Annotated in this window: 30 protein-coding genes, 1 tRNA gene and 1 riboswitch; of the genes, 15 read left to right on the forward strand and 16 right to left on the reverse strand. The window is 42.2% G+C overall.

Going from position 1 to position 23,248, the window contains the following annotated elements; genetic code table 11:
* Positions 1-72: 72 nt before the first annotated feature.
* The 4 genes from cotY to NYE62_RS05895 form a co-directional block, all read right to left on the reverse strand.
* Positions 73-555 (reverse strand): spore coat protein CotY, encoded by a 483-nt coding sequence (cotY, locus tag NYE62_RS05880; protein WP_007409090.1) that lies wholly within the window; start codon positions 553-555, stop codon positions 73-75.
* Positions 556-705: 150 nt separating this feature from the next.
* A complete protein-coding gene (locus NYE62_RS05885; RefSeq protein ID WP_017417463.1) occupies positions 706-1,206 on the reverse strand; it encodes a spore coat protein in 501 nt (166 codons plus the stop codon).
* A 92-nt stretch (positions 1,207-1,298) separates the two neighbouring features.
* Complete coding sequence (locus NYE62_RS05890; RefSeq protein ID WP_015239584.1) at positions 1,299-1,613, reverse strand: hypothetical protein; 315 nt, start codon at positions 1,611-1,613, stop codon at positions 1,299-1,301.
* Between the two features lie 37 nt (positions 1,614-1,650).
* The gene (locus NYE62_RS05895) at positions 1,651-2,037 is read right to left on the reverse strand and encodes a spore coat protein (RefSeq protein ID WP_003154992.1); all 387 of its coding nucleotides are present in this window, start codon (positions 2,035-2,037) and stop codon (positions 1,651-1,653) included.
* A 170-nt stretch (positions 2,038-2,207) separates the two neighbouring features.
* Between NYE62_RS05895 and NYE62_RS05900 the strand changes: the two genes are divergently transcribed.
* From NYE62_RS05900 to NYE62_RS05915, 4 genes are all read left to right on the forward strand, one after another.
* The gene (locus NYE62_RS05900; protein WP_047936403.1) at positions 2,208-2,564 is read left to right on the forward strand and encodes a DUF1360 domain-containing protein; all 357 of its coding nucleotides are present in this window, start codon (positions 2,208-2,210) and stop codon (positions 2,562-2,564) included.
* Between the two features lie 286 nt (positions 2,565-2,850).
* Complete coding sequence (locus NYE62_RS05905; RefSeq protein WP_012117306.1) at positions 2,851-3,048, forward strand: hypothetical protein; 198 nt, start codon at positions 2,851-2,853, stop codon at positions 3,046-3,048.
* Positions 3,049-3,139: 91 nt separating this feature from the next.
* Positions 3,140-3,301, forward strand: coding sequence for a YjcZ family sporulation protein (locus tag NYE62_RS05910; protein ID WP_007610678.1), 162 nt, complete (start codon positions 3,140-3,142; stop codon positions 3,299-3,301).
* Between the two features lie 166 nt (positions 3,302-3,467).
* The gene (locus NYE62_RS05915) at positions 3,468-3,722 is read left to right on the forward strand and encodes a stage VI sporulation protein F (RefSeq protein ID WP_003154986.1); all 255 of its coding nucleotides are present in this window, start codon (positions 3,468-3,470) and stop codon (positions 3,720-3,722) included.
* Positions 3,723-3,790: 68 nt separating this feature from the next.
* Here the strand turns inward: NYE62_RS05915 and NYE62_RS05920 are convergent, their stop codons facing one another.
* Positions 3,791-6,076, reverse strand: coding sequence for an ATP-dependent helicase (locus tag NYE62_RS05920; RefSeq protein WP_095352241.1), 2,286 nt, complete (start codon positions 6,074-6,076; stop codon positions 3,791-3,793).
* Between the two features lie 120 nt (positions 6,077-6,196).
* Between NYE62_RS05920 and NYE62_RS05925 the strand changes: the two genes are divergently transcribed.
* Together NYE62_RS05925 and bla are read left to right on the forward strand one after the other, a co-directional pair.
* The gene (locus tag NYE62_RS05925) at positions 6,197-6,451 is read left to right on the forward strand and encodes a hypothetical protein (RefSeq protein WP_020955647.1); all 255 of its coding nucleotides are present in this window, start codon (positions 6,197-6,199) and stop codon (positions 6,449-6,451) included.
* A gap of 68 nt (positions 6,452-6,519) precedes the next feature.
* Positions 6,520-7,269, forward strand: coding sequence for a subclass B1 metallo-beta-lactamase (gene bla, locus NYE62_RS05930; protein WP_094032352.1), 750 nt, complete (start codon positions 6,520-6,522; stop codon positions 7,267-7,269).
* A 41-nt stretch (positions 7,270-7,310) separates the two neighbouring features.
* Here bla and NYE62_RS05935 read toward each other — a convergent pair whose 3' ends face one another.
* From NYE62_RS05935 to NYE62_RS05960, 6 genes are all read right to left on the reverse strand, one after another.
* A complete protein-coding gene (locus NYE62_RS05935) occupies positions 7,311-8,033 on the reverse strand; it encodes an ABC transporter permease (RefSeq protein WP_007409080.1) in 723 nt (240 codons plus the stop codon).
* Positions 8,026-8,763, reverse strand: coding sequence for an ABC transporter ATP-binding protein (locus NYE62_RS05940; protein ID WP_007409079.1), 738 nt, complete (start codon positions 8,761-8,763; stop codon positions 8,026-8,028). The genes NYE62_RS05935 and NYE62_RS05940 overlap by 8 nt, the downstream gene beginning before the upstream one ends.
* Positions 8,764-8,997 carry an AbrB/MazE/SpoVT family DNA-binding domain-containing protein gene (locus NYE62_RS05945; protein WP_007409078.1) on the reverse strand — a complete coding sequence of 78 codons (234 nt, stop codon included), beginning with the start codon at positions 8,995-8,997 and terminating at the stop codon, positions 8,764-8,766.
* Between the two features lie 159 nt (positions 8,998-9,156).
* Positions 9,157-9,588: a GNAT family N-acetyltransferase gene (locus NYE62_RS05950; RefSeq protein WP_039251936.1), complete on the reverse strand. Its 432-nt coding sequence runs from the start codon at positions 9,586-9,588 to the stop codon at positions 9,157-9,159.
* 4 nt (positions 9,589-9,592) lie between these two features.
* Positions 9,593-10,108: a YjcG family protein gene (locus NYE62_RS05955; protein WP_007409076.1), complete on the reverse strand. Its 516-nt coding sequence runs from the start codon at positions 10,106-10,108 to the stop codon at positions 9,593-9,595.
* Positions 10,109-10,133: 25 nt separating this feature from the next.
* The gene (locus NYE62_RS05960; RefSeq protein ID WP_007409075.1) at positions 10,134-10,856 is read right to left on the reverse strand and encodes an esterase family protein; all 723 of its coding nucleotides are present in this window, start codon (positions 10,854-10,856) and stop codon (positions 10,134-10,136) included.
* Between the two features lie 174 nt (positions 10,857-11,030).
* Positions 11,031-11,156, forward strand: a riboswitch (SAM riboswitch).
* Positions 11,157-11,225: 69 nt separating this feature from the next.
* Between NYE62_RS05960 and NYE62_RS05965 the strand changes: the two genes are divergently transcribed.
* The 3 genes from NYE62_RS05965 (at position 11,226) to NYE62_RS05975 (ending at position 13,726) form a co-directional block, all read left to right on the forward strand.
* Positions 11,226-12,347, forward strand: coding sequence for a methionine biosynthesis PLP-dependent protein (locus NYE62_RS05965; protein ID WP_015417234.1), 1,122 nt, complete (start codon positions 11,226-11,228; stop codon positions 12,345-12,347).
* The gene (metC, locus tag NYE62_RS05970; RefSeq protein WP_007409073.1) at positions 12,340-13,515 is read left to right on the forward strand and encodes a cystathionine beta-lyase; all 1,176 of its coding nucleotides are present in this window, start codon (positions 12,340-12,342) and stop codon (positions 13,513-13,515) included. The genes NYE62_RS05965 and metC overlap by 8 nt, the downstream gene beginning before the upstream one ends.
* Positions 13,516-13,653: 138 nt before the next feature.
* Positions 13,654-13,726 (forward strand) — tRNA-Val (locus tag NYE62_RS05975).
* 68 nt (positions 13,727-13,794) lie between these two features.
* On the opposite strand, the gene NYE62_RS05980 is transcribed toward NYE62_RS05975, so the two are convergent.
* Positions 13,795-14,925, reverse strand: coding sequence for a site-specific integrase (locus NYE62_RS05980; RefSeq protein WP_163113785.1), 1,131 nt, complete (start codon positions 14,923-14,925; stop codon positions 13,795-13,797).
* A 166-nt stretch (positions 14,926-15,091) separates the two neighbouring features.
* Here NYE62_RS05980 and NYE62_RS05985 point away from each other — a divergent pair, with 166 nt between their 5' ends.
* Both NYE62_RS05985 and NYE62_RS05990 read left to right on the forward strand, forming a co-directional pair.
* On the forward strand, positions 15,092-16,795 hold the full coding sequence (locus tag NYE62_RS05985) for a hypothetical protein (RefSeq protein WP_342497290.1): 1,704 nt from the start codon (positions 15,092-15,094) through the stop codon (positions 16,793-16,795).
* A gap of 91 nt (positions 16,796-16,886) precedes the next feature.
* Positions 16,887-17,618 carry a hypothetical protein gene (locus NYE62_RS05990; protein ID WP_144464039.1) on the forward strand — a complete coding sequence of 244 codons (732 nt, stop codon included), beginning with the start codon at positions 16,887-16,889 and terminating at the stop codon, positions 17,616-17,618.
* Between the two features lie 419 nt (positions 17,619-18,037).
* Here NYE62_RS05990 and NYE62_RS05995 read toward each other — a convergent pair whose 3' ends face one another.
* The 3 genes from NYE62_RS05995 to NYE62_RS06005 form a co-directional block, all read right to left on the reverse strand.
* The gene (locus tag NYE62_RS05995; protein ID WP_033574533.1) at positions 18,038-18,460 is read right to left on the reverse strand and encodes a hypothetical protein; all 423 of its coding nucleotides are present in this window, start codon (positions 18,458-18,460) and stop codon (positions 18,038-18,040) included.
* Positions 18,461-18,666: 206 nt separating this feature from the next.
* The gene (locus tag NYE62_RS06000; RefSeq protein WP_015417238.1) at positions 18,667-18,915 is read right to left on the reverse strand and encodes a hypothetical protein; all 249 of its coding nucleotides are present in this window, start codon (positions 18,913-18,915) and stop codon (positions 18,667-18,669) included.
* Positions 18,916-19,041: 126 nt separating this feature from the next.
* A complete protein-coding gene (locus NYE62_RS06005) occupies positions 19,042-19,269 on the reverse strand; it encodes a helix-turn-helix domain-containing protein (RefSeq protein ID WP_015417239.1) in 228 nt (75 codons plus the stop codon).
* A gap of 181 nt (positions 19,270-19,450) precedes the next feature.
* Here NYE62_RS06005 and NYE62_RS06010 point away from each other — a divergent pair, with 181 nt between their 5' ends.
* From NYE62_RS06010 to NYE62_RS06020, 3 genes are read left to right on the forward strand one after another with little or no spacing between them, the layout of a single operon-like run.
* Positions 19,451-19,579: a hypothetical protein gene (locus tag NYE62_RS06010; protein ID WP_256683769.1), complete on the forward strand. Its 129-nt coding sequence runs from the start codon at positions 19,451-19,453 to the stop codon at positions 19,577-19,579.
* Positions 19,580-19,591: 12 nt separating this feature from the next.
* Positions 19,592-19,903 carry a hypothetical protein gene (locus tag NYE62_RS06015; RefSeq protein ID WP_031378851.1) on the forward strand — a complete coding sequence of 104 codons (312 nt, stop codon included), beginning with the start codon at positions 19,592-19,594 and terminating at the stop codon, positions 19,901-19,903.
* Between the two features lie 14 nt (positions 19,904-19,917).
* The gene (locus tag NYE62_RS06020) at positions 19,918-20,232 is read left to right on the forward strand and encodes a hypothetical protein (protein WP_251257090.1); all 315 of its coding nucleotides are present in this window, start codon (positions 19,918-19,920) and stop codon (positions 20,230-20,232) included.
* 1,757 nt (positions 20,233-21,989) lie between these two features.
* On the opposite strand, the gene NYE62_RS06025 is transcribed toward NYE62_RS06020, so the two are convergent.
* Positions 21,990-22,232, reverse strand: a complete 243-nt coding sequence (locus NYE62_RS06025) for a hypothetical protein (protein WP_101293889.1) — start codon at positions 22,230-22,232, stop codon at positions 21,990-21,992.
* Positions 22,233-22,341: 109 nt separating this feature from the next.
* On the opposite strand from NYE62_RS06025, the gene NYE62_RS06030 reads away from it, so the two are divergent.
* Positions 22,342-23,004: a hypothetical protein gene (locus NYE62_RS06030; protein WP_014417662.1), complete on the forward strand. Its 663-nt coding sequence runs from the start codon at positions 22,342-22,344 to the stop codon at positions 23,002-23,004.
* Positions 23,005-23,248 lie beyond the last annotated feature (244 nt).

Raw genomic sequence — 23,248 nt, forward strand, 5'->3', positions numbered from 1 at the left:
GCGGGCTGATGATTGCATCTGTAATAGAAGGTTGGAAGGGGATTCTTCTTTAGGAAAGATGCGAATCAATGACTATCCGTGATGCTTTTTCTCTTTGTGCGGCGCAGGCCGGTTAACAAGCTCGGGTGAAAGGCACTGAATGGCGCTGAAGCAGCTCAGATCAACTTCAATGCAAAATTCTGTTTTTTCTAAACCGAAGAAATCAGGATCACAAGGATGGCAGACGCTGAGGGTGTCGCCGTGCACATCTACGGGGCGCAATACTGAAAGCGTCGCGCAGCAATCGCATAGTCTTTCTACACGAAAGAAAATGGACTCAAAGCACTGGCTGTCATCCGCAAATCCTCCGACGTTCCCGAATGTGGAGAACAATCCGCCTTTTTTATCAAATACGAGAAACGGAATGGTGTCTTTACCTGCAATCGTCGGGCTCAAAAGATTCGTATAGCATCCAGTCGGGCATTGTTCTTCAACAGCCTCTTGTTCTGCTAAAATCTTCTCGACTGCATCGCATACACAACTTTCATCTCGGCCATGGTGTTTTCCGCAGCTCATGGATTTCAGCTCCTTCTTTTAGGGTATTTGACTTTTGTCTTTAACAACATATGTACGCGAGCCTCACTTGGTGTGGGTGAACGTCTATATATTCATCATATGCGGAGAAAATAAGAAAAAGCAGAGCATTTTTAGCTCTGCTTTTTCTTTTTAGAGGACAAGGGTGATGACTAAGACAGCAATCAGTAAATTTGTCGCTGTTGAGATCAATACTGCGATATCGGCATCTACTGTTGTCACGTTTACGCCGCGGGAGTTTTCGATGAGCAGTTTTTGACGGTTGATTTGTTTGTTAGCTGTTAGCTGCAATAAGTCTTGTGCGACCAATTCAGCGATGACTCCGTCAGCGATTGAAGTGAGAGTGGCCGTTACGACTGCTGCATTAATCGCTGTCATGACTGAAGCGACTGCTTGAACGTCTGTTGACGTTACGTTGATATCACAAGAGTCTCTGATAATAATCGCTTCTTCAGAAACTTGTTTGTTGATATTCGCTTGAGCAAGGTCTTGGTCAAGGAAGGCATTATCTTCGCCGAATCCGTTTCCGTTACAGCAAACACTGCATCTTCTGCCTTCTTTTTCTTCTTTTTCTTCTCGCGGATGTTCGCATTCAGGATCAAGTGCAACCCAAGAGTATGGTCTGCTTTCCATATCTATTCCTCCTTTTCTTTTACTAATATTAAATGAGCCGGCCCCTTACTTTGACTCAGGCATCTATCCTGATAAAAATCACTATTTTTTAGTTATTGACCGGGATTTTGGCGTCTTTGCCGGAGCTGTTCGATTAATTGTTCTCTGCGGGTTTGCGGATTGGTCTGCTGATCTTGCGCTTTTTCCTGCTCTTTTTTCTGTTTCTGGCTTTCAAGAAAAGCTTCTGTTTTTGCCTGCATGTCTTTGACTAATGCGATCAGCATTTCTTTTTCTTCATCAGGTATTTCCCGCATTTTATCTTTTGTCACGCCGTGTTTTTTGAAGACATTGCTGACAAGCACCTTTAAAAGCGGATCCACTTCAGGTAGATTTTCGAGTTCTTTTTTTAATTTTTCGTTATCTGCCATTTGTTCTCACCTCTATTTAAATATTTGAAAAGAAAGGTTAAAGGATGTCTAGTTCAGCAAAAAGTATATTTAATAATTGAAACAAAATTTGTACAAAGGCCATAATATCGTCTGCAGTCAGTGTGATTTTAATATTGCGGCTGTTCAGGACTTGAATGACGGTCCTCTTTTTTATTTGGCAATCATCCAGGATCAGCAGTTCGGTTGCTATTTGGTCGGCTGTGTCTTCATCTGCGATCGCGAGCTGTGTCGCGAGGATAATCGCCGTAGTAACTGAGGCTTGTATAGAAAGAGCGGCCGTTATATGTGTTGTATCTATTGTGACATTTTCGCAATCAATCACTTCGATCGTCTGCTCGAATTCGTTGGATAATTGTTCGTATATTTGCGGTTGCAGTGTTTCGACTTTTTCTTCAAACGACATAACCTTCACTCCTTTCTCATTCATACTTTATATAATGCAAATGAAACGCCGAGCGGAATAAGAAAAACAACTAAACCGCACCTATTTTTTTACCGGACAAGGTGCGATTCATGAAGATCAGGGTTTTCGCATATGTATAAAGAGGTCAAGTTTTGAAAAGGAGTGAACAGGTGGTTATCAATTGGCTTTCATTTATTCTGTTATCGTTTGCCGTTTTCCGGCTGGCCAGGCTTTTCGTATTTGACACCATTATGGCGCCGCTTCGGAGCCTTTTTCACGAGGAAAAAACAGAAACCGCACCCGACGGCACGACAGAAACCTACATTGTCATAAAAGGGAAAGGCATCAGGGCATTTATCGGTGAACTTCTCAGCTGCTACTGGTGTACGGGCGTGTGGTGTGCCGCCTTTTTAATTGCGGCGCAGATTGTGATACCCGGGGCCGCGCAATGGCTGATTTTGCTGTTAGCCATAGCCGGCGCGGCCGGAATCATTGAAGCTGCGGTTTCTCGTCTTCTGCAGGAATAAGGCGGTTCCACCAGCAACTTACCGTCACTTTCGGCATAAACTGGCATATATGACATAAGGAAAGGAAGGATCACCATGAGTCAATCAAGCAAACCTTCCCAACATTCTCCATACAAATCAACTGTGCATCAGCCTTACGAAAAAAAAATTAAGAAAAAAGGCTGCGGCTGCGGCCAAAAGAAAAAACCGAAATAGCCGTTTTCTAAAAAACCGGAGCTTCCGGTTTTTTTGTTTTTTGCCGAACGCCGGCCTCTGTTCGGCATAGATCATAGGAGGAGGGGATGTTATGAATATATTTGAATCATTCATAAACGGTAAATACCGCCGGCACAATCAAAACCAGCGGGAGCATGACAAATATATCTTATCTATTGAAAAACAGCTGTCTGAGTTTGATGAAGCGGGATCGCGCTTTGAGGAATGGATAGATGTGTTTGCCGCCGAAACAGAAGCAAAACTGAAGAAAAATGAGCATTCTCACTAAAATGAACGAAATCCGCACCGGCCCTATGCATTTATCCAAGCCAAACAAGTCGGCTCACATAGAGTATAGAGAGTAAAGGAGGTGCTTAGATATGGGATTCGGATATGGCGGATTCGGCGGCGGCTACGGCGGTTATGGCGGCTGCGGCGGATACGGAGGCGGCTATGTCGGAGGCGGATACGGCTCAACATTTGTTCTTGTTGTCGTATTGTTCATCCTTCTGATCATTGTCGGTGCATCCTTTTTTGGCTAAACCTTAGCAAGACCTTGGATAAGCGCGGGACCGTTCAGTCCCGTGCTTCCCTGATGTATGAAGGAGTATAGAGACGGGGCACTCGGAATTTTTTCCTTGTCTTACGGGCACATGTTCCGCTCTTTATTCATACAATATCGTATTACTCCACAAAAGGAGGCACACCATGGATAATCAATTTTTCAAAAATATTGAGAAGAAAACAGGCGTCAGCATGAAGGATGTCATGAACCTTGCAGGATCATTGCAAAATGCCAATTTCAAAGATGAAAACACGGTGAGAGGCGTCATTCAGAAGGTGTCCCAGCTGGCTAACAAGCGTGTTCCGAAAGAATTGGAAGACAAAATCGTTCAATCTATTACAAGCGGTAAAGAGAAACTTGATTTTGGCACCATTTCTAAAATGCTGAACAATAAATAGGCGTCAGCCGGCCTTGCTAAAAAGGCCTTTTTATGTGAGAAGAACCCGGCAGTGATCTGCCGGGTTCTTTATATCCTGAGTGCGCTCCGTCTGTCCGTCCGAAGAAGGGGCTCGAGAAATCTTGAGCTGCGCGCTGTTTTTCCCCGCCTGTACGCGGGACAAGATACATATAAATGCTGCATGGCCCTTGTCATTGCGACATACAGAAGCCGTCTTTCTTCTTCGAGCGGAGCGGGATCGCCCTGTCTCGCCGTCTCAAGCGCGAAGTCATGGGGGATCGAGCCGTCAGCCGCGCCTAAAATATAGACCGTATTGAATTCAAGACCTTTAGAGCGGTGAATGGTCAGCAGTTCGACGCCGTTTTCATCGGTTTTCAGATTCTCAGCGGCGCGCATATGATCGACATGCGCAAGAAAATCGGGAATGGTTTTGAATTTTTTGGCGGCCACTTTGACATCCCTGAGATCATCAGAGCCTTTTTCCAGTTTGTTTCCCTCATTGCCCCGTTTTTTTAAATACTCGGAAAAACCCATTTTGCTTTCTGCAAAGGTGATGGCTTCAACCGGCTTCATTGTCCGGATGCTTGCGAAAAACGGAACGATCTGCTTGATCTTCCCTATTTGAAAAGGCTTCAGGTCAGGCAGTTTCGTCAGTGCCTTAATCATCGTGCAATCTTCCGTAATTGACAGCGCCTTTAACGTTTGCAGGGCGGATTGCTTTAAAAATAAGGCGGGCAGCAGGTCTTTCACCGCATCCGGATCATCTTCATTCTGACTCGCATATAAGTAGGCGAGGATCTGGCGTACGATTCTGCGGCTGTAGAACGTCTGCACGCCCCGGTCGGCATGATAAGGAATCGATGATTGGTGCAGTCTTTCATAAATGGCCCGTCCGGCGCTGTTTGTCCGGTAAAGCACGGCAAAATCGTCAGGACTCGCCCCGTTTTGAATCTTCTCTTTCATATCCGAAACGATCATGGTCGCTTCTTCTTCTTCATCGTAAGGATAAAACATCACGGGATTGTGAACGCCGTCTTTGACGGCAGAAAGTGTTTTTTCATACCGTTTTTTATTTTTCTTTACGACGGCATGAGCGCTTGAGACGATCGGATGCGGCGAGCGGTAATTTGCCGTTAAGTAAATGGTCTTTGCTGCCGGATAATCCTTTTGAAAGTCAAGAATGAAAGACGGGCTGCTGCCGCGGAACGCATAAATGGATTGGTCGTCATCACCCACGCAGCACAGGTTATTCTCTGGGCTTGCGATCATTTGCATAATGTTGTACTGGACAGGATTGATATCTTGAAATTCATCAATCAAAATATGAGAAAATCTGTTTTGGTACTGCGCGAGAATATCAGGCCGGCTTTGAAACAGTTCATAACAGCCTTGGGCCATGTCATCAAAATCAAATTGCCGTTTTTCCCGCTTCTGCCGTTCGTAATGTTCGTAGAGCCTGTACACTTTTTTCTCCCAGTCGTCCGCAAGCGGAATGGTCTCATGGGGGAGATACGTGTTTTTCCAGCAGCCGATAAGCTGAAGCGCCTGGTCGATGGGAAACTCTTTTTCATCCAAATTTTCTTCATAGAGCGCCTTTTTCACATATTGCTCTTTTTGCCACTCCATTTTTAAAAGCTGGCTGCCGTTCCATTTTGAAGAATCATAATGATAGAGTATTTTATAGAAAAAGCTGTGGAATGTTCCTGTCACGAGACGGGAGACTTTTCCGGCTGCCAGACCGTACTCATTTGCCATCCGCTCTTTCATTTCGGCGACGGCTTTTGTCGTAAAGGTCACAAGCAGCATATTCTCAGGTGAAATGCCGAGGTGTTCAATCATATGGGCGGCGCGTGCTGTCAGCACCCTTGTTTTTCCGCTTCCCGCTCCGGCAAGCACTAATAAAGGCCCGTCCGTTTCAGTAACTGCCTTCATCTGTTCACGGTTCAGGCCGATGCCGGGGAACAAAGATGTATCAGCCGCCTCGGATGTTGGTGAAAACGGTTCGGCCGCAGGCACTTTTTTCGGGCTTTTCCATTCTGAGACGATCGGTTTCGGATTCTCTGAAATCGCTTTTCCTTTCGGCAGGCGGAACATGCCGGCTTCCTTATACTCTTCTGTTTCTTTCTCCGCTAGTGGTTCCTTGGCCGCGCATGCTTTTTCACAGGCGGTGAAGTCTCCCTTTTGCCGGTGATAAAATGCCGGCTGCTCTAAAATCGAAAGCCGCATCAAGACGGGCTGCTCACAATGTGCGCAAAAAATATTTCCTTTCTGAGCTTCTTCAAAAAGGAATTGGTAATGTTCTCTAGAATATGTATGTAAATGTATCGTTCGGTTATTCAGTCGGGCGCATTTCAAAAAGGGGTCCTCCCATTAAAAGGTGTTCATCCATTTGATAGACAAAGAATATCATAACAAAAGAACAGCGTTTCAAAAAGTAAGATTAAGGGAAATGAAAAGCGAAGGGGAGGGGTACATATGATTTATGCAGGACGGATTCAAAACCAGCAGTATTCTCAATACGCAAACCGGGCAGCGGGTTATAAGCCTGATTACGCCGGCATTACGAAAGCGGCCGCCCTCGCCAATGACAGGGTGTACAGAGAGGTGGAGCGCCGCCAGGAAAACACCGCAGCCGCAGAAAAGAAAGTACATGAGGAAAAACGTAAGCGCTCTCTTTCCCGTCTGCCGCAAATCATGGGAAAAGGCCGGTTAATAAATCAATACGTGTGAAAAAGCCCGGATATATCCGGGTTTTTTTGAGTCGTATATATGAAAGATGCGGAAAGGAATGATTCAATTTGAGAAAGCTTTCATTATTAATTGCGGGGTTATTTCTTTTCGGCCTCTTTACTCCCGGAATGAAACCGGCAGACGCGGCGGAGGGCTCCGCAGCAAAAGGTGTCACTCTCACACAGCTGGCGCCGCATGTCTGGATGCATACAAGCATCGGTACGGCAGACGGAAGTCCCGTCCCTGCGAACGGATTGCTTCTTGAGACTTCCAAAGGAATCGTACTGATTGATACTCCGTGGAATGACAGTCTCACAGAGCAATTAATGACACAAATAAAAAAGCGGTTTCCCGGCAAAAGGATGACCGATGCCATTGTGACACACGCCCATGATGATCGTATCGGCGGTCTGAACACCCTGTACAAATACGGTGTAAAGGTGCACAGCACGAAGCTGACCGCCGACTTCGCCCGACAGCAGGGATATGACCGGCCGCTCGGAGATCTGAAAAACGTGACAAAGCTGCAGTTTGGCGATATGAAAATTGAAACGTTTTATCCGGGAAAAGGGCATACGGAAGACAATATGACCGTCTGGCTGCCTGAGGATAAGCTCTTATTCGGCGGTTGCTTAATCAAGGCTTTAGAAACAAAGGAAATCGTGCCTACTCCGGGCTTTTATCCGGATCAGTGGCCGCGCGCCGTCCGCAAAGTCATGAAAAGATATCAGGACATCAGCATTGTCGTTCCGGGGCATGGCAGTCCGGGGGATGACCGTCTGCTGCCGCATACGATAAGCCTTCTGAAAGAAACGTAATAAAGAAGACCGGCGCTCCCATTACGGAGTGCCGGCTTTTTTTATCTCTTCCTGATTTTCATAAAACTGAGGAAAGCAAGTGCAAGCGCCAAAACGGTATATCCCGCTATCGGCCAAATATGCTGATGAAAGGAAGAATAATCTCCGGATATGACTTCCTGGGCCAGCTCGATCGAGTGAACAAACGGTAAGGCATAAGCGATATGTTTGAATGTGTCACCGAGCAGGCTCACCTCCATCCAAGCCCCGCCCAGAAATTGCACGAGTGTAATATAAATCGTTCCGATACCTGAAATTTGTTTGTCCGTAAACACAGCCCCTAAACATAAACCGAAGAAAACGGACATCATCGCAATCGGCAGCAAGACAGCGATACCTGCGAGAAGATTCATCCACTCGGCGGATAAACCGGCAGCCGCTGCTGCGATAAAACAAATGACGATCTGTAAAATGGCTAACGGCAGCATCGGCATTGCATAACCGATGACATAATCGGCTGTTTTTAAAGGAGAAGCAAACAAACGGGTCAAAAGGGCGGTCTGTTTGTCTTTTGCGATCAGCAATGCAGAGAACATTGTAAGGAAAGCAAAACCGAAAACAATGAGTCCGGGTGCTAAGTGCTGAATTTTAAAGGTATCAAGCGGCGCATTTTTTTCAATCGCCGTAAACAGAAACAATAGAATAACAGGCAGTGCGATTCCAAGAATAATAGATAGGGGGTCACGAAAAATTTCTTTGCGGTTGCGAATGGCGAAATCAAGCATAAAGACCCGCCTCCCCGTCACAAATCGCTAAAAAGGCATCTTCAAATGTGGCTGAATGAGTTTGCTTTTTCAGAGCCTCCGCCGTACCCAGTGCTTTTAAAGTCCCATTTTCTAAAATGCAAATACGATCTGCCAGGGCTTCAGCCTCTTCTAAATAGTGTGTGGTTAAAATAATCGTCATGTCACCCTTTAATGCCTCAAGATTTTTCCACAACTCGCGGCGTGAACGGACGTCAAGCCCTAATGTCGGCTCATCTAAGAAATAAATATCCGGCTTGGTGATCATTCCCATTGCGATGCTGAGGCGGCGCTGCATTCCTCCTGATAATGTTTTGGTTTTTGCTCTTTCTTTCTCTTTTAATTGAAACAATTCGAGCATCTCATCTGTTCTTTTTTTTGCTTCTTTTTTCGGAATTCCGTAGACTCCGGCTATAAACTCTAAGTTTTCCCGTACGGTTAGATGAGGAGCGATGGCTGTTTCCTGCGGGGACATATTCAATTTCGGTTTTATTTTATCCAAATCAGTCAAAATACTGTGTCCAAGCACTGATGCATCACCGTCATCCGGAGAAAGGAGTCCGCAAAGCATACTGATTAATGTCGTTTTTCCGGCTCCGTTCTCACCGAGTAAAGCGAAAAATTCCCCTTTCTCAACTGAGAACTCAAGACGGTCAACGGCGGCGGTTTCTTTATAATGTTTCGTTAATTGCTTCAGCTCAATCGCGTGCATTTACTCATCCTCGCTATCTTCATCGATTTGCTTAGCGTTTAAAATATCTTTTGCAAACTCGAAAAAGAGTTCTTGTTTAACAAGTGCGATACCTTGCTGGTCATCCCCGAGCATAAGCAGTGAATCCCCCGGATTTATATCGAAAACATCTCTTGCTTCTTTAGGAATGACAATCTGTCCTTTTGTGCCCACTTTAACAGTCCCGAATATGTGTTTTCCTTTTGGTGCCGTCATGTTTATCCCTCCGAAATATGAATTGTATTTTTTGTATGAATTGTAATACTTCGTACACTAAACATACATTAACTTTCCATAAAATGCAATAAAATTCATGTAATAGTATTATTTTCATAAAAAAAGCACTCCTGCCATATAACAGGAGTGCTTTTGATTTTATCGTTTGTGTTCCTTTATCATTTCCAGATGGGGGATGCCCGCATCGAGAAATTCTTCGCCGGATGTGACGCGGTATCCTTGTTTTTCGTAAAACGGAACGGCCTGCGTCTGCGCATGTAAGATAAAGCTGTCGGCGCCCTTGGCTGCCGCCGCTTTTTCAAGCGCCTGCATAATGATGGCTCCGACGCCTAAAGAACGATGGCTTTTCATCACGCAGATGCGCTCTAATTTTCCATGCCCGTTTTTCAAGCGCCATCTGCCGGCTCCGACCGGCTGGCCGCCGTCATATATGACTATATGCTCTGACGTGTCTTCGAATTGATCAATCTCTTCTTCTTCCGGAACGTGCTGTTCTTTAACAAAGACCTCTTTTCTGACGAAAAAAGCGTCGTTTAGCTGTTTTTCAGTTTTTGCGATGATGGATTCCAAGCAGTTATTCTCCTCCGCCTAATAAAAATGTTTCGTACACAGTCCATGAGCCGTTATCCAGCTGATAGAGCAAGTGAAAACGGTCGATGACTTCTTCGTGGGAAATGTCCAGCATTTTCAGCTGTCCGAGTACGTCGGAATGTTCATCTGACGACAGCTTCTGGCCGACCGTGACATGCGGAACGAAGCTGTATTCCGGCTCGCCGGATAATGCTCCTGAGTAGCATTTCTCACTCAGAGATTTTAATTCCTCCGTCGGCTCTGCTTTCATATATATCACATTATTCACAGGAGAAAACGAGCTGTATTTTGTGATTTTCAGAACGAGCGGATGCGACTCTTTCGCCGTCTGTCTCAGCTGTGATACGACCTGCTCGATTTCCTGTTCTGTCGCTTCAAACGGATCTCTTAGCGTCAGGTGCGGAGGAATGAGCGCGTAGCTCGGGTCGTAGCGTTTCCGGTACGAATTTGCGAGATCCTGTAATTTTTTTGATGGAAATAAAACAATACCGTATTTCATGAAAGTTCCCTCCTTAAATGAATGGTTACAGCATTTTTTTCAGCGCCGGCGTGATGAGCGGCTGCCAGTAGGTCCATTTATGATCCCCGTCGAAGGTTTCATACGTGTATTCAGACTGTTTGCTTTCCAGCAGCTGTTTGAGCTCTTCGTTCGGCGCGGTGAAATCAAGAACCTGGCCGTCTGTCGTGTGAACGCCGGTTTCTTTTTCTCCGATTTGATGATAAACGGAAATCTGTTTGAGATCCTCCGACTGCCGGACGGCATCCAGCACGTGCCCGTCAACATACGGAGACTGCATGATGACGTTTCCAAACATGTTCGGATAGTCAATCGCCGTCATAAGCGAAACGGTTCCGCCGAGGGAATCCCCGATCATGGTGCGGCCGTATCCGACTTGATAAGTCGGGTATTCTTTGTCGATAAAAGGAACGAGCTCATTTGCGATGAACCGCTTATATGAGGCGAATTTAGAGCCTTCTGGATGGTATGTGTTTCTTCGCTCCCGCACATTTTTATAAGGGACACCGATAATGATGCAGCGGTCAATTTCCCCTTTTGACATAAGCTCTTCCGCCTGCCGCCCGATTCTCCCTAATCTGAAATAATCATGGCCGTCCTGAGCGATGACCGTATGATATTTATACAGAGGGGAGAAGGTGGCGGGCAGGTAGACCAAAACGGTCATTTCCTCTTCAAGCTCATGGGAGAAAAGTTTTTTCTCATGAATGATTCCGTTTTTTGATGCCACTTCGCATTCCTCCAGGCCGCTTCTTGTCTTGATGGTTTTTTCCTATTGTACCATGAATTATTAGAAATTTCTTTCTTCAGATGCACTTCTTGCGAGAGTTCAGATAAATAAAAAGTTATTGAAATTCATTTTATAGTGCGTTAATATAGAACAATCAGAAAATACAAAACAATATTCTTATCACGAGAGGTGGAGGGACTGGCCCTTTGAAACCTCAGCAACCGGTTTGCTTTGCCGCGGGAAGGCAAAGTGCCAAGGTGCTAAATCCAGCAAGCGATTCACATGCTTGGAAGATAAGAGGAAGAGAAAAGCTCCTTCTTCTTATGAAGAGGGGGCTTTTTTATTTTTGAAAAAGGATGGTGCTTACTGATGACGCAGCATGTTGATACAAAATTAGCCCAAATCGGAAATAGAAGCGAAGAAGCAACGGGAACGGTCAGTCCGCCGATTTATCTGTCCACCGCTTACCGACATAGAGGAATTGGAGAATCTACAGGCTTTGATTATGTGCGTACGAAAAACCCGACACGCCAGCTCGTTGAAGACGCTATCGCCGTGTTGGAAAACGGTGCGAGAGGCTTTGCTTTCAGCTCGGGAATGGCAGCCATTCAAACGATTATGGCTTTATTTAAAAGCGGAGATGAATTGATTGTATCCTCCGATTTATACGGAGGCACGTACCGTTTGTTTGAAAACGAATGGAGAAAATACGGCTTAAGCTTTATTTACGATGATTTCAGCGATGAAGACTGTTTACGCTCCAAAATAACGGAAAACACGAAAGCGGTATTTGTTGAAACACCGACAAACCCGTTAATGCAGGAGGCGGACATTGAAAAAATCGCCCGGATTACGAAAGAAGCCGGCCTGCTTTTGATTGTGGATAATACGTTTTATACCCCGGTGCTCCAGCGTCCGCTTGAACTGGGAGCGGACATCGTCATTCACAGCGCCACAAAATATTTAGGCGGGCACAATGATCTCCTTGCCGGTCTTGCTGTCGTAAAGGATGAAGAGCTCGGCGAGATCATGTTTAATCACCAAAATGCGATCGGCGCGGTTCTTTCGCCGTTTGATTCGTGGCTTTTAATGAGAGGGATGAAAACACTCGGACTCAGAATGCGCCGTCATGAAGAAAACGCCCGTGAACTTGCAGAATTTTTAGAACAGGAAGAAGAAATCGCCGACGTGTTATATCCCGGAAAAGGCGGGATGCTGTCTTTCCGGCTGCAAAAAGAGGAATGGGTCAATCCGTTTTTAAAGGCGCTGAAAACGATCTGTTTCGCAGAAAGTCTCGGCGGGGTGGAAAGCTTTATTACGTACCCCGCGACACAGACGCACATGGATATTCCAGAAGACATCCGTATCGCAAACGGTGTCTGCAACCGTCTGCTGAGATTTTCAGTGGGCATTGAACATGCAGAAGATTTGAAGCGGGATGTAAAGCAGGCATTACAGCAAGTAAAAGAGGGGGCCGTGTCATATGAGTAATCACAATTGGACGCTGGAAACCCAGCTCGTGCACAATCCATTTAAAACAGACGGAGCCACCGGAGCCGTCAGCGTCCCGATTCAGCATGCTTCCACATTCCATCAGTCTTCATTTGAAGAATTCGGGACATATGACTACAGCCGCTCAGGCACACCGACAAGAACAGCGCTTGAAGAAACGATCGCAGGTCTTGAAGGCGGAACGAGAGGCTTTGCTTTCAGCTCAGGAATGGCGGCGATTTCGACGGCATTTCTGCTCTTATCCCAAGGCGACCATGTTCTCGTCACGGAGGACGTGTACGGCGGAACATTCCGCATGGTGACTGAGGTTCTGTCCCGTTTCGGGATCGAACATACCTTTGTCGATATGACGGACACAGAAGCGGTCGCCCGCGCCATCCGGCCGAACACGAAAGCCATTTATATGGAAACACCGTCAAACCCGACGCTCGGCATCACGGATATTAAGGGCGTCGTCAAACTGGCAAAGGATCACGGCTGTCTGACATACCTTGACAATACTTTCATGACGCCTGCTCTGCAGCGTCCGCTTGATCTCGGTGTAGATATCGTGCTCCACAGTGCGACGAAATTTTTAAGCGGACACAGTGACGTGCTGTCAGGCCTTGCCGCCGTAAAAGATGAAGAGCTCGGCAATCAGCTGTATAAGCTGCAAAATTCATTTGGAGCGGTGCTCGGCGTTCAGGACTGCTGGCTCGTATTGAGAGGCTTAAAAACATTGCAGGTCAGACTGGAAAAAGCGAGCCGGACAGCTGAGCGGCTGGCTGCCTATTTTGACGGACATCCCGCCATCAAAAACGTTTACTATCCCGGCCTTGCCGGACATCCGGGAGCCGATACCCATAAACGGCAAGCGAGCGGAGCGGGCGCCGTCCTGTCCTTTGAATTGGAAAGCAAAGAAGCCGTCAAAAAGCTGGTCGAAAACGTATCGCTTCCGGTATTTGCCGTCAGCCTCGGCGCCGTCGAATCCATTCTCTCATACCCTGCAGCCATGTCGCATGCCGCCATGCCGAAAGCAGAGAGGGAGAAACGCGGCATCACAGACGGCCTTCTGCGCCTGAGCGTCGGAGTCGAAAACGCCGAAGATTTAGAGCGGGACTTCGAACAGGCATTAAAAAAAATAACCCCTGCCCAAGTGAGATCATAAACGAAAAGGGCGCCGTCAATTTTGCAACGCGCCCTTTTTTTATTTTAGATAAAAAAAGTGTTGACGAATGAGAAATCAGGATATATAATTATAAATGTCAGAGAGACAACAACATACCCAGCAACATATACATATCATGATTCCGTAGCTCAGCTGGGAGAGCGCTACCTTGACAGGGTAGAGGTCGCTGGTTCGAGCCCAGTCGGAATCATCAAGGGTTTCAGCGTGTTGGACACTTACTCGTGTCACACTGGAGTCAAAAAAAAGAGGAGTCACAATTTAATGTGATTCCTCTTTTTGTTTGCCTTGTAAGATACCACTGATAAATGTGGAAGCATCCTTTTGCATGTTTGGCATTAAATGCGAATAGGTGTTAAGCGTAACCTGGATGTCCTTATGCCCTAACCTTTCTTGGACGACTTTAGGATGAAACTTTGTTAACAGTAAGGATGCATGAGAGTGTCTAAGGTTATGGAATGGGATATCAGGTAAATCAAGCTGCTTTAAATAAGCTTTGAACTGTCTTAAAAGGTTTCTTGGATTGATTGCATTCCCTGTATCTGTACATACAACTAAATCTCGGTCTGTATAGAGTCCTCCGCATAAACTCTTCTCTTTCAGTACACGACTTCTTTGTTTCTTCAGTATATGGATATCATGTTCTGATAAGTCGATGGTGCGTGTGCTTGTCGATGATTTTCCACCGTATTTTGTTTGGCCACCAGAGTGTTCTAGTGTTTGAACAATTCTCAAAACGCCATTATTGAAGTCTATATCCTTGAAACGCAAGCCTAAAATTTCACCTTGTCTAAGCCCGAAAGAAATCGCTAACCAAAATGCGATATAGTAACGACTGTTTTTAGTGTGATCCAGGAATAAAGACATCTGTTCCGCTGACCAAACTTCAACTTCTTTACGCTTAACTGATGGCTTCCTAACTTTTTCAACTGGGTTCTTTTTAATAAACTCATCTTGGACAGCTGTTTTCATTACATTGTTGAGTACGTGATATATCTTCTTTATTGTGGCAGCCGATAAGCCAGCATTAACTAACCTTGTTATAAATGCTTGTACCTTTTGAGTTGTTATATCGCTTAGTTTCATGCTTCCAAAGGCGGGGAGTATATGATTTTTCAAATTATAATGATAAACCTTTAGAGTTTGGTTGCTTACATCTGGAGTTTTGATGTTAAGCCAATACTCAACCAATTCCTTGAAGGTTGAATCATTATCTTTAAGAAGATCCCCAGAGTGATATAACTGGAGATCTTCTCTTAATGCTTCTTCTGCATCTTTCTTTAACTTGAACCCACTTCGTTTACGCTGCTTCCGTCTGCCGTTCTCATCTTTCCCTATATCAAACACATAGTACCAATTGCCGTTTCTCTTATCTTTTTTTACTGATGCCATTAATCGTTCTCCTTTTTATTTTTACCAGCTAGGGCGCTCTCCCCATCCGGTATTGCTTTTTTCGTAACCTTCTTTTAATGCACTGATAACATGTTCCTTAGCATCTTTATTGAACTAATTTCACCTGTTACTTGAACAGCAAAAACAAGTCGAAGAAAAGAAAACAATGCTTAAAAATGAACAGTACACACTGGAACTAGAAAAACAAAAGATATTAGACCATATTGAAGTAGCTAAAAAAGCAGGGGATGACACTAAAGAATTAAAAGCCCAATTACAAATGAAAATTCAGGAACTTGATGCCAAGATTAATCAGATCGCTATCTTAGATAAAGATAAGGAAACAATCCAAAATTCCATTTCTGAGCTTAAAGAAACGCTTAAATTTGAAAAATATATTACAGACGATCTTAAAGAAGAACTTTCAGTTTTTATTCTGGAAGGAGAATGGTCGAATGATAGCCTATTTGATGAAACTGAACTTTATGAAAAGAGCATAGAGGAGATGGAAAAGAGAAATGCGCCACCAATTAACATTACCTTAGATGTAGTTAACTTTTTCAATTGTCTTTCTGAATCTCATAACTGGGATAGGTGTTCACTTGGCGATACTGTTAGAATCAGATCAGAAGAACTGAAGACTGATGTGAAAGCTCGACTTGTTACATTTAATTTTGATTTTGCTCAAAAGACAATGGATGTAACAATATCAAATGGAAAGAAGATTAAAAGCGATTTTGAAACCATCAGTAATATGATGTATACATCTATAAAAACAAACACGGATTATAACAAAAGAAAAATTGACTGGGAGAATGCAACTGAAAATTTCAATATTAGGAATGACAGAATAGCTGTAAAACCTAACCCTCCAATTATTAAAAGAGACGGCACAGCTATATCTCATACAAACAATGATGATGGATCAGTAGATATCACAATAGAATGGGATTATCCAACTTCTAATGAAGACAAGTATAATATTGATGGATTTGAATTGTATCTATATTCTAGCAACGATAAGGATGAATATGTTTTCGGTTCAAAGATGGCCAGTGAAGACCTGAAGAATGTAAAGTATGACAAACGAGCTGCAGCGTTCACAGGGTTGCCCTCTAATAAATACTACACCATTGGTATTCAAGCCTATCGAAGAGTTGATGCAGATATAGAGATAACTCAATTCATTGGATCTGACATCGTAAAATCCCTTCACCCAAACGAAAACCCCTACCTCCCTTCTTCTACTGTAGAGGTGAGTGGAAACCTTAATGGAAAAGTAAACAATTTGTATACTATATCATCAGTAGCGAAGCCTGAAACTCCAGAAGCGGCAACGATTTGGATCGATCCAAAGACTAATAAACAAGAGCTTTTCAATGGTGAAGAGTGGATTGTGTCTTCTGCGGGCTCGGCTGATTCATTAAATGGTTACACGGCTTCAACACTGTCCACGCCTAATTCAATACCTGTACGTAATGACCAAGGAATCATTACAGGTTCTATAGATGGGAACGCTGAGTTTCTTGGTGGTAAACCACACTCAGAATACGCGCTATCCTCGGATGTTCCTCAGTTGGCTAGAGGGACATATGTTGGTGATGGAACAATTAGTAAGCAAATATCACTGCCTTTTACTCCAACACATGTGAAAGTGTGGCCAGTGTCTTCTAATGATTCCATGTTATTAATTGATGAGACAGGAGGTTATACGTATCAGGTAAATGAAATGGGAATATACCTGGTTGGAGGAAACTCTACATATGGAATTATAAACGAACTTGGGTTTATAACAGGCTCAGACGGCAATCAAAGAGGGAATAAATTAAATACAAAGTACATCTGGGAAGCATATAGGCATGTACATTAAACAGGCGTATCCTTATTGGATACGTCTGTTTTTTGTTGGAATAGTGAGTGAAATAACCGATAATAAGTAAAGATGGGAAGGGGAGGTTAATTTGTCAAAAAAGAAAATCATACTTCTAATATCAACACTTAGTGTTGTGGCAGTTGGTATTATTCTAGCTATAACAATTCCGATGTACATAAACAGATTAGACACCAGTAATTTAGACTCAATTGCCGAGAAAGTGGGAAATGATAAGGGAGTCAAGAAAAACTTTAATCAAGTGTGGATGTCTAAAACCGATAAATCCAATGATAAAGTATACGACTTATCTTTAGCAGCTAAACCATCTTTTACATCGCTATCAGATAAAGAAAAGTTGCTTACAGTGGGTGAAGCAATGGAAGTAGCTCAAAAAAACTCTAATTTTAATAAAATAAACTGTGGAAAAGATAAGGTTTGCTCAATCAGTCGTATCTATATTTTGCCGGATAAAAATGATAAAGCAGTCAGTTATGAAGTTGCTTATGATCCATTAAATACCCCTGAAGAAAACACTTTACTAATAAAAGATCGTGTAGATGATAATCCTGAATCAACTGGTTTCCAAAGAAGAGAAGTTACATACAGCGAAAATGATGAACAACAGTCTGAAGATGAAGAATATCAAGAAAAGAAAATTGCTATTGGCATGACCAAGCAGGAAGTTATCCAACTTAAAGATTGGGGCAGACCTATGTCTATTAATAAGACAACGACAGCATCAGGAATAAACGAACAATGGGTTTACGGCAGCAGATACCTATATTTCGATAATGGAGTATTAACAACAATACAAGAATAAAACAGCTCTATCCTTAACCGGATAGGGCTTTTTCTTTCGGACATTTGAGTCTAATCTGAAAATAGACCACACAATAAATAGACCCCTCACAAATAACTGTGAGGGGGTCTTTTTTGATTTACAAACTATTTTAAAGGAAGTATATATTAGTGTAATAATTTAAAGGTTAATAAAAAAGAGCAGGATTAATTAATCTGCTCTTTTTGTGTGATTAAATTATTTTTTATAGGGACGTCGATTTAAAATAAAATTCAAAACTGATGCTATAATAAGTACAATTGCACTGACAAAGATCAACATTATCCCCTTATCTTTATCAAGTGCTATTCTCCCTACTAGAATAGCAACTATAAATATCAGAACGAAAAATATATTTAAACCCTTATACAGATTCATACGAATCGCCCCTTTAAAGTTAATTAATTTTCATCTCTAACTCTGACAGTTTGCTTCCCTTTATAGTTCGTTCGTTCATAATAAACTGTTTTAATTCTGAATTTCTTGTTGGATTTCGGGCTTCTTTTGATGTATGTTTTGAACGACAGATTTCCATGATACATCTCCCTATAACTATATGCAGCTCCACCTAAAAAAGATGCTACAGCTCCTGGTGTCCCACCAAAGAAACCTACCCCAGCAATTACAATACCTCCTGCATAAGAACCAGCTCGTCTGTCCGGATTTTTATAATACAGTTTGTAGTTTTTGGGAAGAGTAGATTTCGACATACATTTATAAGCTGGATAACAAGCTTCAGCCTTTTTTGTTTCGGTAAATGTCCCAGAAACCAATAGAGTTAGCACAAAACCTAAAGCAATGATTATCTTGACAACTTTTTTCATTTTTACCATTCCCCCTTTATTTTTACAATTGAATACTAACATTAAAAAAGAGGGGATTAAAGTCCTACAACCTTAAAATAACATTAAATTAAGCACATAATAAATAGGAATATATATTATCAGATGAGAATTATTAACTGTTCCTCTCTTCTTATTCTCATCCATTACAATTTCGATGACTAATCTAAAGTGTGACCTATTTTAAATCAGTTTTTTAATCGACTTTCAACATCAAATAATCGCTTATTCAATAGCTCTGTCTTATTATCTACGTTCTGTATATGTTTAAGGTGAGCCGCAATATCTTTTGGCTGATTCTCTTCCAGGCGGTCTAACTTAACGTTAATCTGATTAAATTCCTTCTTTGTTTCTTCTCTAAAATCATTTAGCTCAGACTTAATGCTTTTCACTTCTCTTGAAAGTTCGTATATTGCTTGTAAAATTTTATCTTCCATCCCGTTCACCTCTCCGTACAGTATAACAGCAATTGCAATACTTTTGATTGTCCGAAATTTGTTACCAACGAATATTTCAATGGTTTTGTTTAACGAATTTTAAAAAAATAAAAGCAATACTTTTGCTTAAGACTCTTTAGGGTCATCCTCTACAAACTCTACAACTTCCTGAATTGGACAATCAAGGTACTCGCAGATCTTGTGAATTACAGAAAGCGCTACATACTCATCTTTGTTTAATTTGGCCATTGTTCCAGGAGCTAGACTCAAGTCCTGTTTTAAATCCAAATTCGTTTTGTCCTTCAATATCAATGTCACCTTTAATGGTTTATAACTTAATTTTAATGGTTTCATATTTCAAGATCACCTGTTTATAATTCAATTTCTTGAAGTAATTATAACACATATTGAACGTGAAGAATAAAAAGTCTTAATAAAATTGCAAGAAAGTGTTGACTTAAAATCGCATAAGTTGTAATCTTAATTCAAGAAGTTGAAGTGATGATAAAACAAATTGGACGTAAGGAGCAACAATTTGAAATCAACAGCTGAAAAAGAAACTAAGCCCTCAGGGCAAGTTGTAATCAAAAAGAGAACCTTTTTAGGTGAATTCAAGCTTGAAGATTACATTGACCAACAATTCAAAATTGCACTGAGACAATGAGGAGGCCTTGAATTGAAGCGAATAACCATTCGTAGAAGTGATTTGGGTGACTTACCAGCAATGTTGTTTTACAAGCAATTCGCCATTTCTGGCGAAGATGGTCAAGTACATCTGTATCAAGTCCTTAAAAGGAAGGATGGAAAATACGACAGTATCCATTCAGTATTCTTGGCGGAAGACATCAAATACAAAAACCTCAGAAGCTTAACCAATGCAGTAATTGATAAGTTGCTCAGTACACGATTATGGGATGCTCTCATTGACAATAGGGAGCTTGTTACACTGGAAGGCTATCAGATTCTTGATAAAAACAAAACTTACTAAAGGGGATAACGACAATGCAAATTAACCGTCACACTGTAGGAACTAACGTAGCAAGCTTAGGGGCAATCACAAACGAACAGCGTATCGAGGAAATGACGAATCATTTCAACTATTTTAGAGGGAAAATGTTCGAAGAGGAAAACAACTTCATTGAAACATACGACGATGGGAAACCTAAAAAGCGTCTCAGAATCTTCACAGATATGACAATACCGGTTTGTGTTGAACTTGATGCGAATGATCGGAAAGACGGAATAGCAGCGTTAGTAGAAGCAGGAGAGATGGGTGTTAATTTCCCTCATATCATGTTGGATATGGGGGGGAGGTAAAACAGTTATTCCAACTGTCACTGACAATGTGTTTTGCATAGATGAAAAAGCAACTGTAGTAGAAGTGGAAGACGATGAATAAGACGGATTTACATAATGAACGGTTCTGTCAGGTTGTATTTGGGGGATTGATCGTAGTTATACCAGCTTTAAGCATACTGTGCATAGCGTGGTTTGGGTGATTAGGAAGAGTGTCACCAGCACTCTCCTAATCTGATGGGTTAGTACACTCCCATTGTATTTAAACATAACAATTTAATCAAGGGGATAACTGAAATGAAAAACACATACACCACTTATGAATTTAAAGCATATGATAGTTGAAATAATTTGTTGAAAGAAAGGTTTACATGCAATTACAATGATCGCCTTTATTCAATCATAAAGTGGATTATCAAGAAATGTCCTACCGTTGATGTGATTGAATGCATGGTATCTGAAGTCAGTGACCTTGCTTTCTTAAAGAGTGAGTATGTCGATATCTTCACGGTGTGGAAAGCAGACGATTAAATAGACAGAGAGGACGGGAGTTAAAGTCCCTGTCCCCTATAATCTCAATTTAACTGAATACAGTCAGTCTATACTCCTGAATTAAGGTGTTGTCTTTAGTGATGCCTTTTTTCGAAGGCTCCAATATGGCGCCATCGCCACTTGTGGCAACGAAAGAGACTGCCGTGGAATGCGCTAACACACGTAAAACTTGACAGGGTAGTGACTCAGCCGACGCAAAAAATGAGGATAGGATGCCTTCTGTGTTTCCCTATTTACACATGCATCTGAAAGGCGAAAGCTGCCATTAAGTGCTGACGAAGGAAGGGTGTATCGTTTCTGACGATGCAGGACAAGCCATAAGTATCAGGGCTCAGATTTGAGCTTTGAGAACCTGTTAGGGACACTTGACACAGTAGGCTTGTTTGGGGAATAACCAACGGCAAATAGGGTGAACACACGGATACCACAAGTTGATATACAATCAAGTTTCAGTCGCCTGCCTGAGTTTGTTTATTTTTTTACAAGCAAATTCAGGCAGACAACTCGTACAGCCGTTGTCCACAGTCTCAACCAATCAAGCAAAAAATCAAAAGAAAAGTCAAGACAAATAACAAAAGTTTTGATGATGAATGGAGGTTAAAGTGATTGAAAGTGACTGTAACCAAGAAGGAGCACGAGGACTTAGAAATGTTTCACAAGATGATGGGAGATAAGAGGTTAACAATATCACAACGAAGACAGGCGAGAATACGGTACGATATGATCTATAACCAAGCGAAAAGAAGAACGCTACTGAATGAGTACAAGGGGCGTTTGTGAGGTTCATAGTGAACCTGGCAAGGTGTAGTTCATGATGAAGCTCTGTCACTCCTCAATTTTGAGGAGTCCCCAACTTTGGGGGCTGAGACTATTACCAATTGTAATAGTTGGGAGGTCGTACCCAAAACGTATACGACCTTATATCACTCATTGACAAATTAGCAACGACTCAATCCACGACCACAATAAGGTCGTAGACAAAATAACCACGACCACAATAAGGTCGTAGACAAAATAACCACGACCACAATAAGGTCGTAGACAAAATAACCACGACCTCGGTAAGCTCGTTGGTAAAATAACAACGACCTGATGGAAACTATCTTGCCATCAGCTGTGACGAACAATATTCAGTGCAGGTCAAAGTGAAAACCGGTTTTAACAATTGAAATACAAAAAAGCCGGATGTTTATAACCCGACTTTTTGAGAAGAATCAAACACTTTTCTAACGTACAATCAATGTAAATAAACCGGCAAGTATTATAATTGCTCCACAAACTGTAATAAATGTTCCATTTTTTCGTTGTTCTGATTTAGCTGTTATTATCCCTCTGATTAGATAATAAAGGCCGACTAATATTAGAGTCCAATAAAAGAAAGCGCCATTTAAGGTAAACCCTAATATGAGAAATAAAAGAACCAATGCTAGCGATGTGTAATGGAAAAGTCTGAATGTAAGATTAGTCATTATAAACCTCCTAGTTTAAATTATCATTAAAATACAAATAATGGGTTGAATTGAGCTGAATAAACCTCCAGAACTGTTAATGAATAACAAAAGGAGGTATTAATTTACCATGAAAAAGATTGTCCTTTCAAGTGTTGCTGTTTTGACTGCTGTTACAATTTTTAGTCCTGTTTCAGATGCAAAAGAACGTCAAGCCCCAAGCGCAGTTGTCCAGAATGTTGAACCGACTTATGAAACTGAATCTGTAGATTACAACGGAACTACGTACACTTTTTCTGAAAGAACTGTTAATGATGTAGTTGAGATTATTGTAAATGATGGGGAAAAAACAGACAAGATTCAATATGACCAGAATATTGGAAAACTTGAAGTTAATGGCGAAGTGGTGAATTATGAAGAGGCTTCATCACCTATTGAACAATTGGCAAATAAAAACGATACATCGGCTGGGATCTTGAGAGATCAATGGTCAGGCTATAATAATAGTAAAGGTACTTATAGTACGATTAGTGCCAGTGTTGCAGTTCTTGCCGCAGTCTTTATGGCTACTAGTATGAAAACAGCTAAAAAGGCGGCGGCCGTTACAGCAGCAGCTGGTGTCATTGCTGCTGTAAGTAGTGTAAAGACTACAGTTCATTGGAGTAGATTAGATTATAAGTTGATGAATGCCAAGAAGGGGCAATATGAGCGTAGATCAGATACATTTTTTACAAACTATAAACATAATCATCTTTTCAAGACTTCTTGGCTCTGGAAAAGAAAATTAAAATAATCCTTTTTTGCTCATGAATTAGTGAAATCAATTTAAGCTATCGAAAGTTCACTTTCAGGAAACTTGGAGAGTGGACTTTTTGTGAACGAATCGTTCAGTTGGTGTTTTCGTGTCACCACGGAGTCACACAAACATTTTAAACTACTTAGAAACAACAAATATCAATCAGGAAACTAAATCCCGTGAAGCTTGATATGGCAAGAGTTTAGGCAACTATTTAGGATTGTTAAAGATTAATCAGAAT

The organism is Bacillus sp. FSL K6-2861, from assembly GCF_038630725.1.
Classification (GTDB): Bacteria; Bacillota; Bacilli; order Bacillales; family Bacillaceae; genus Bacillus; species Bacillus velezensis.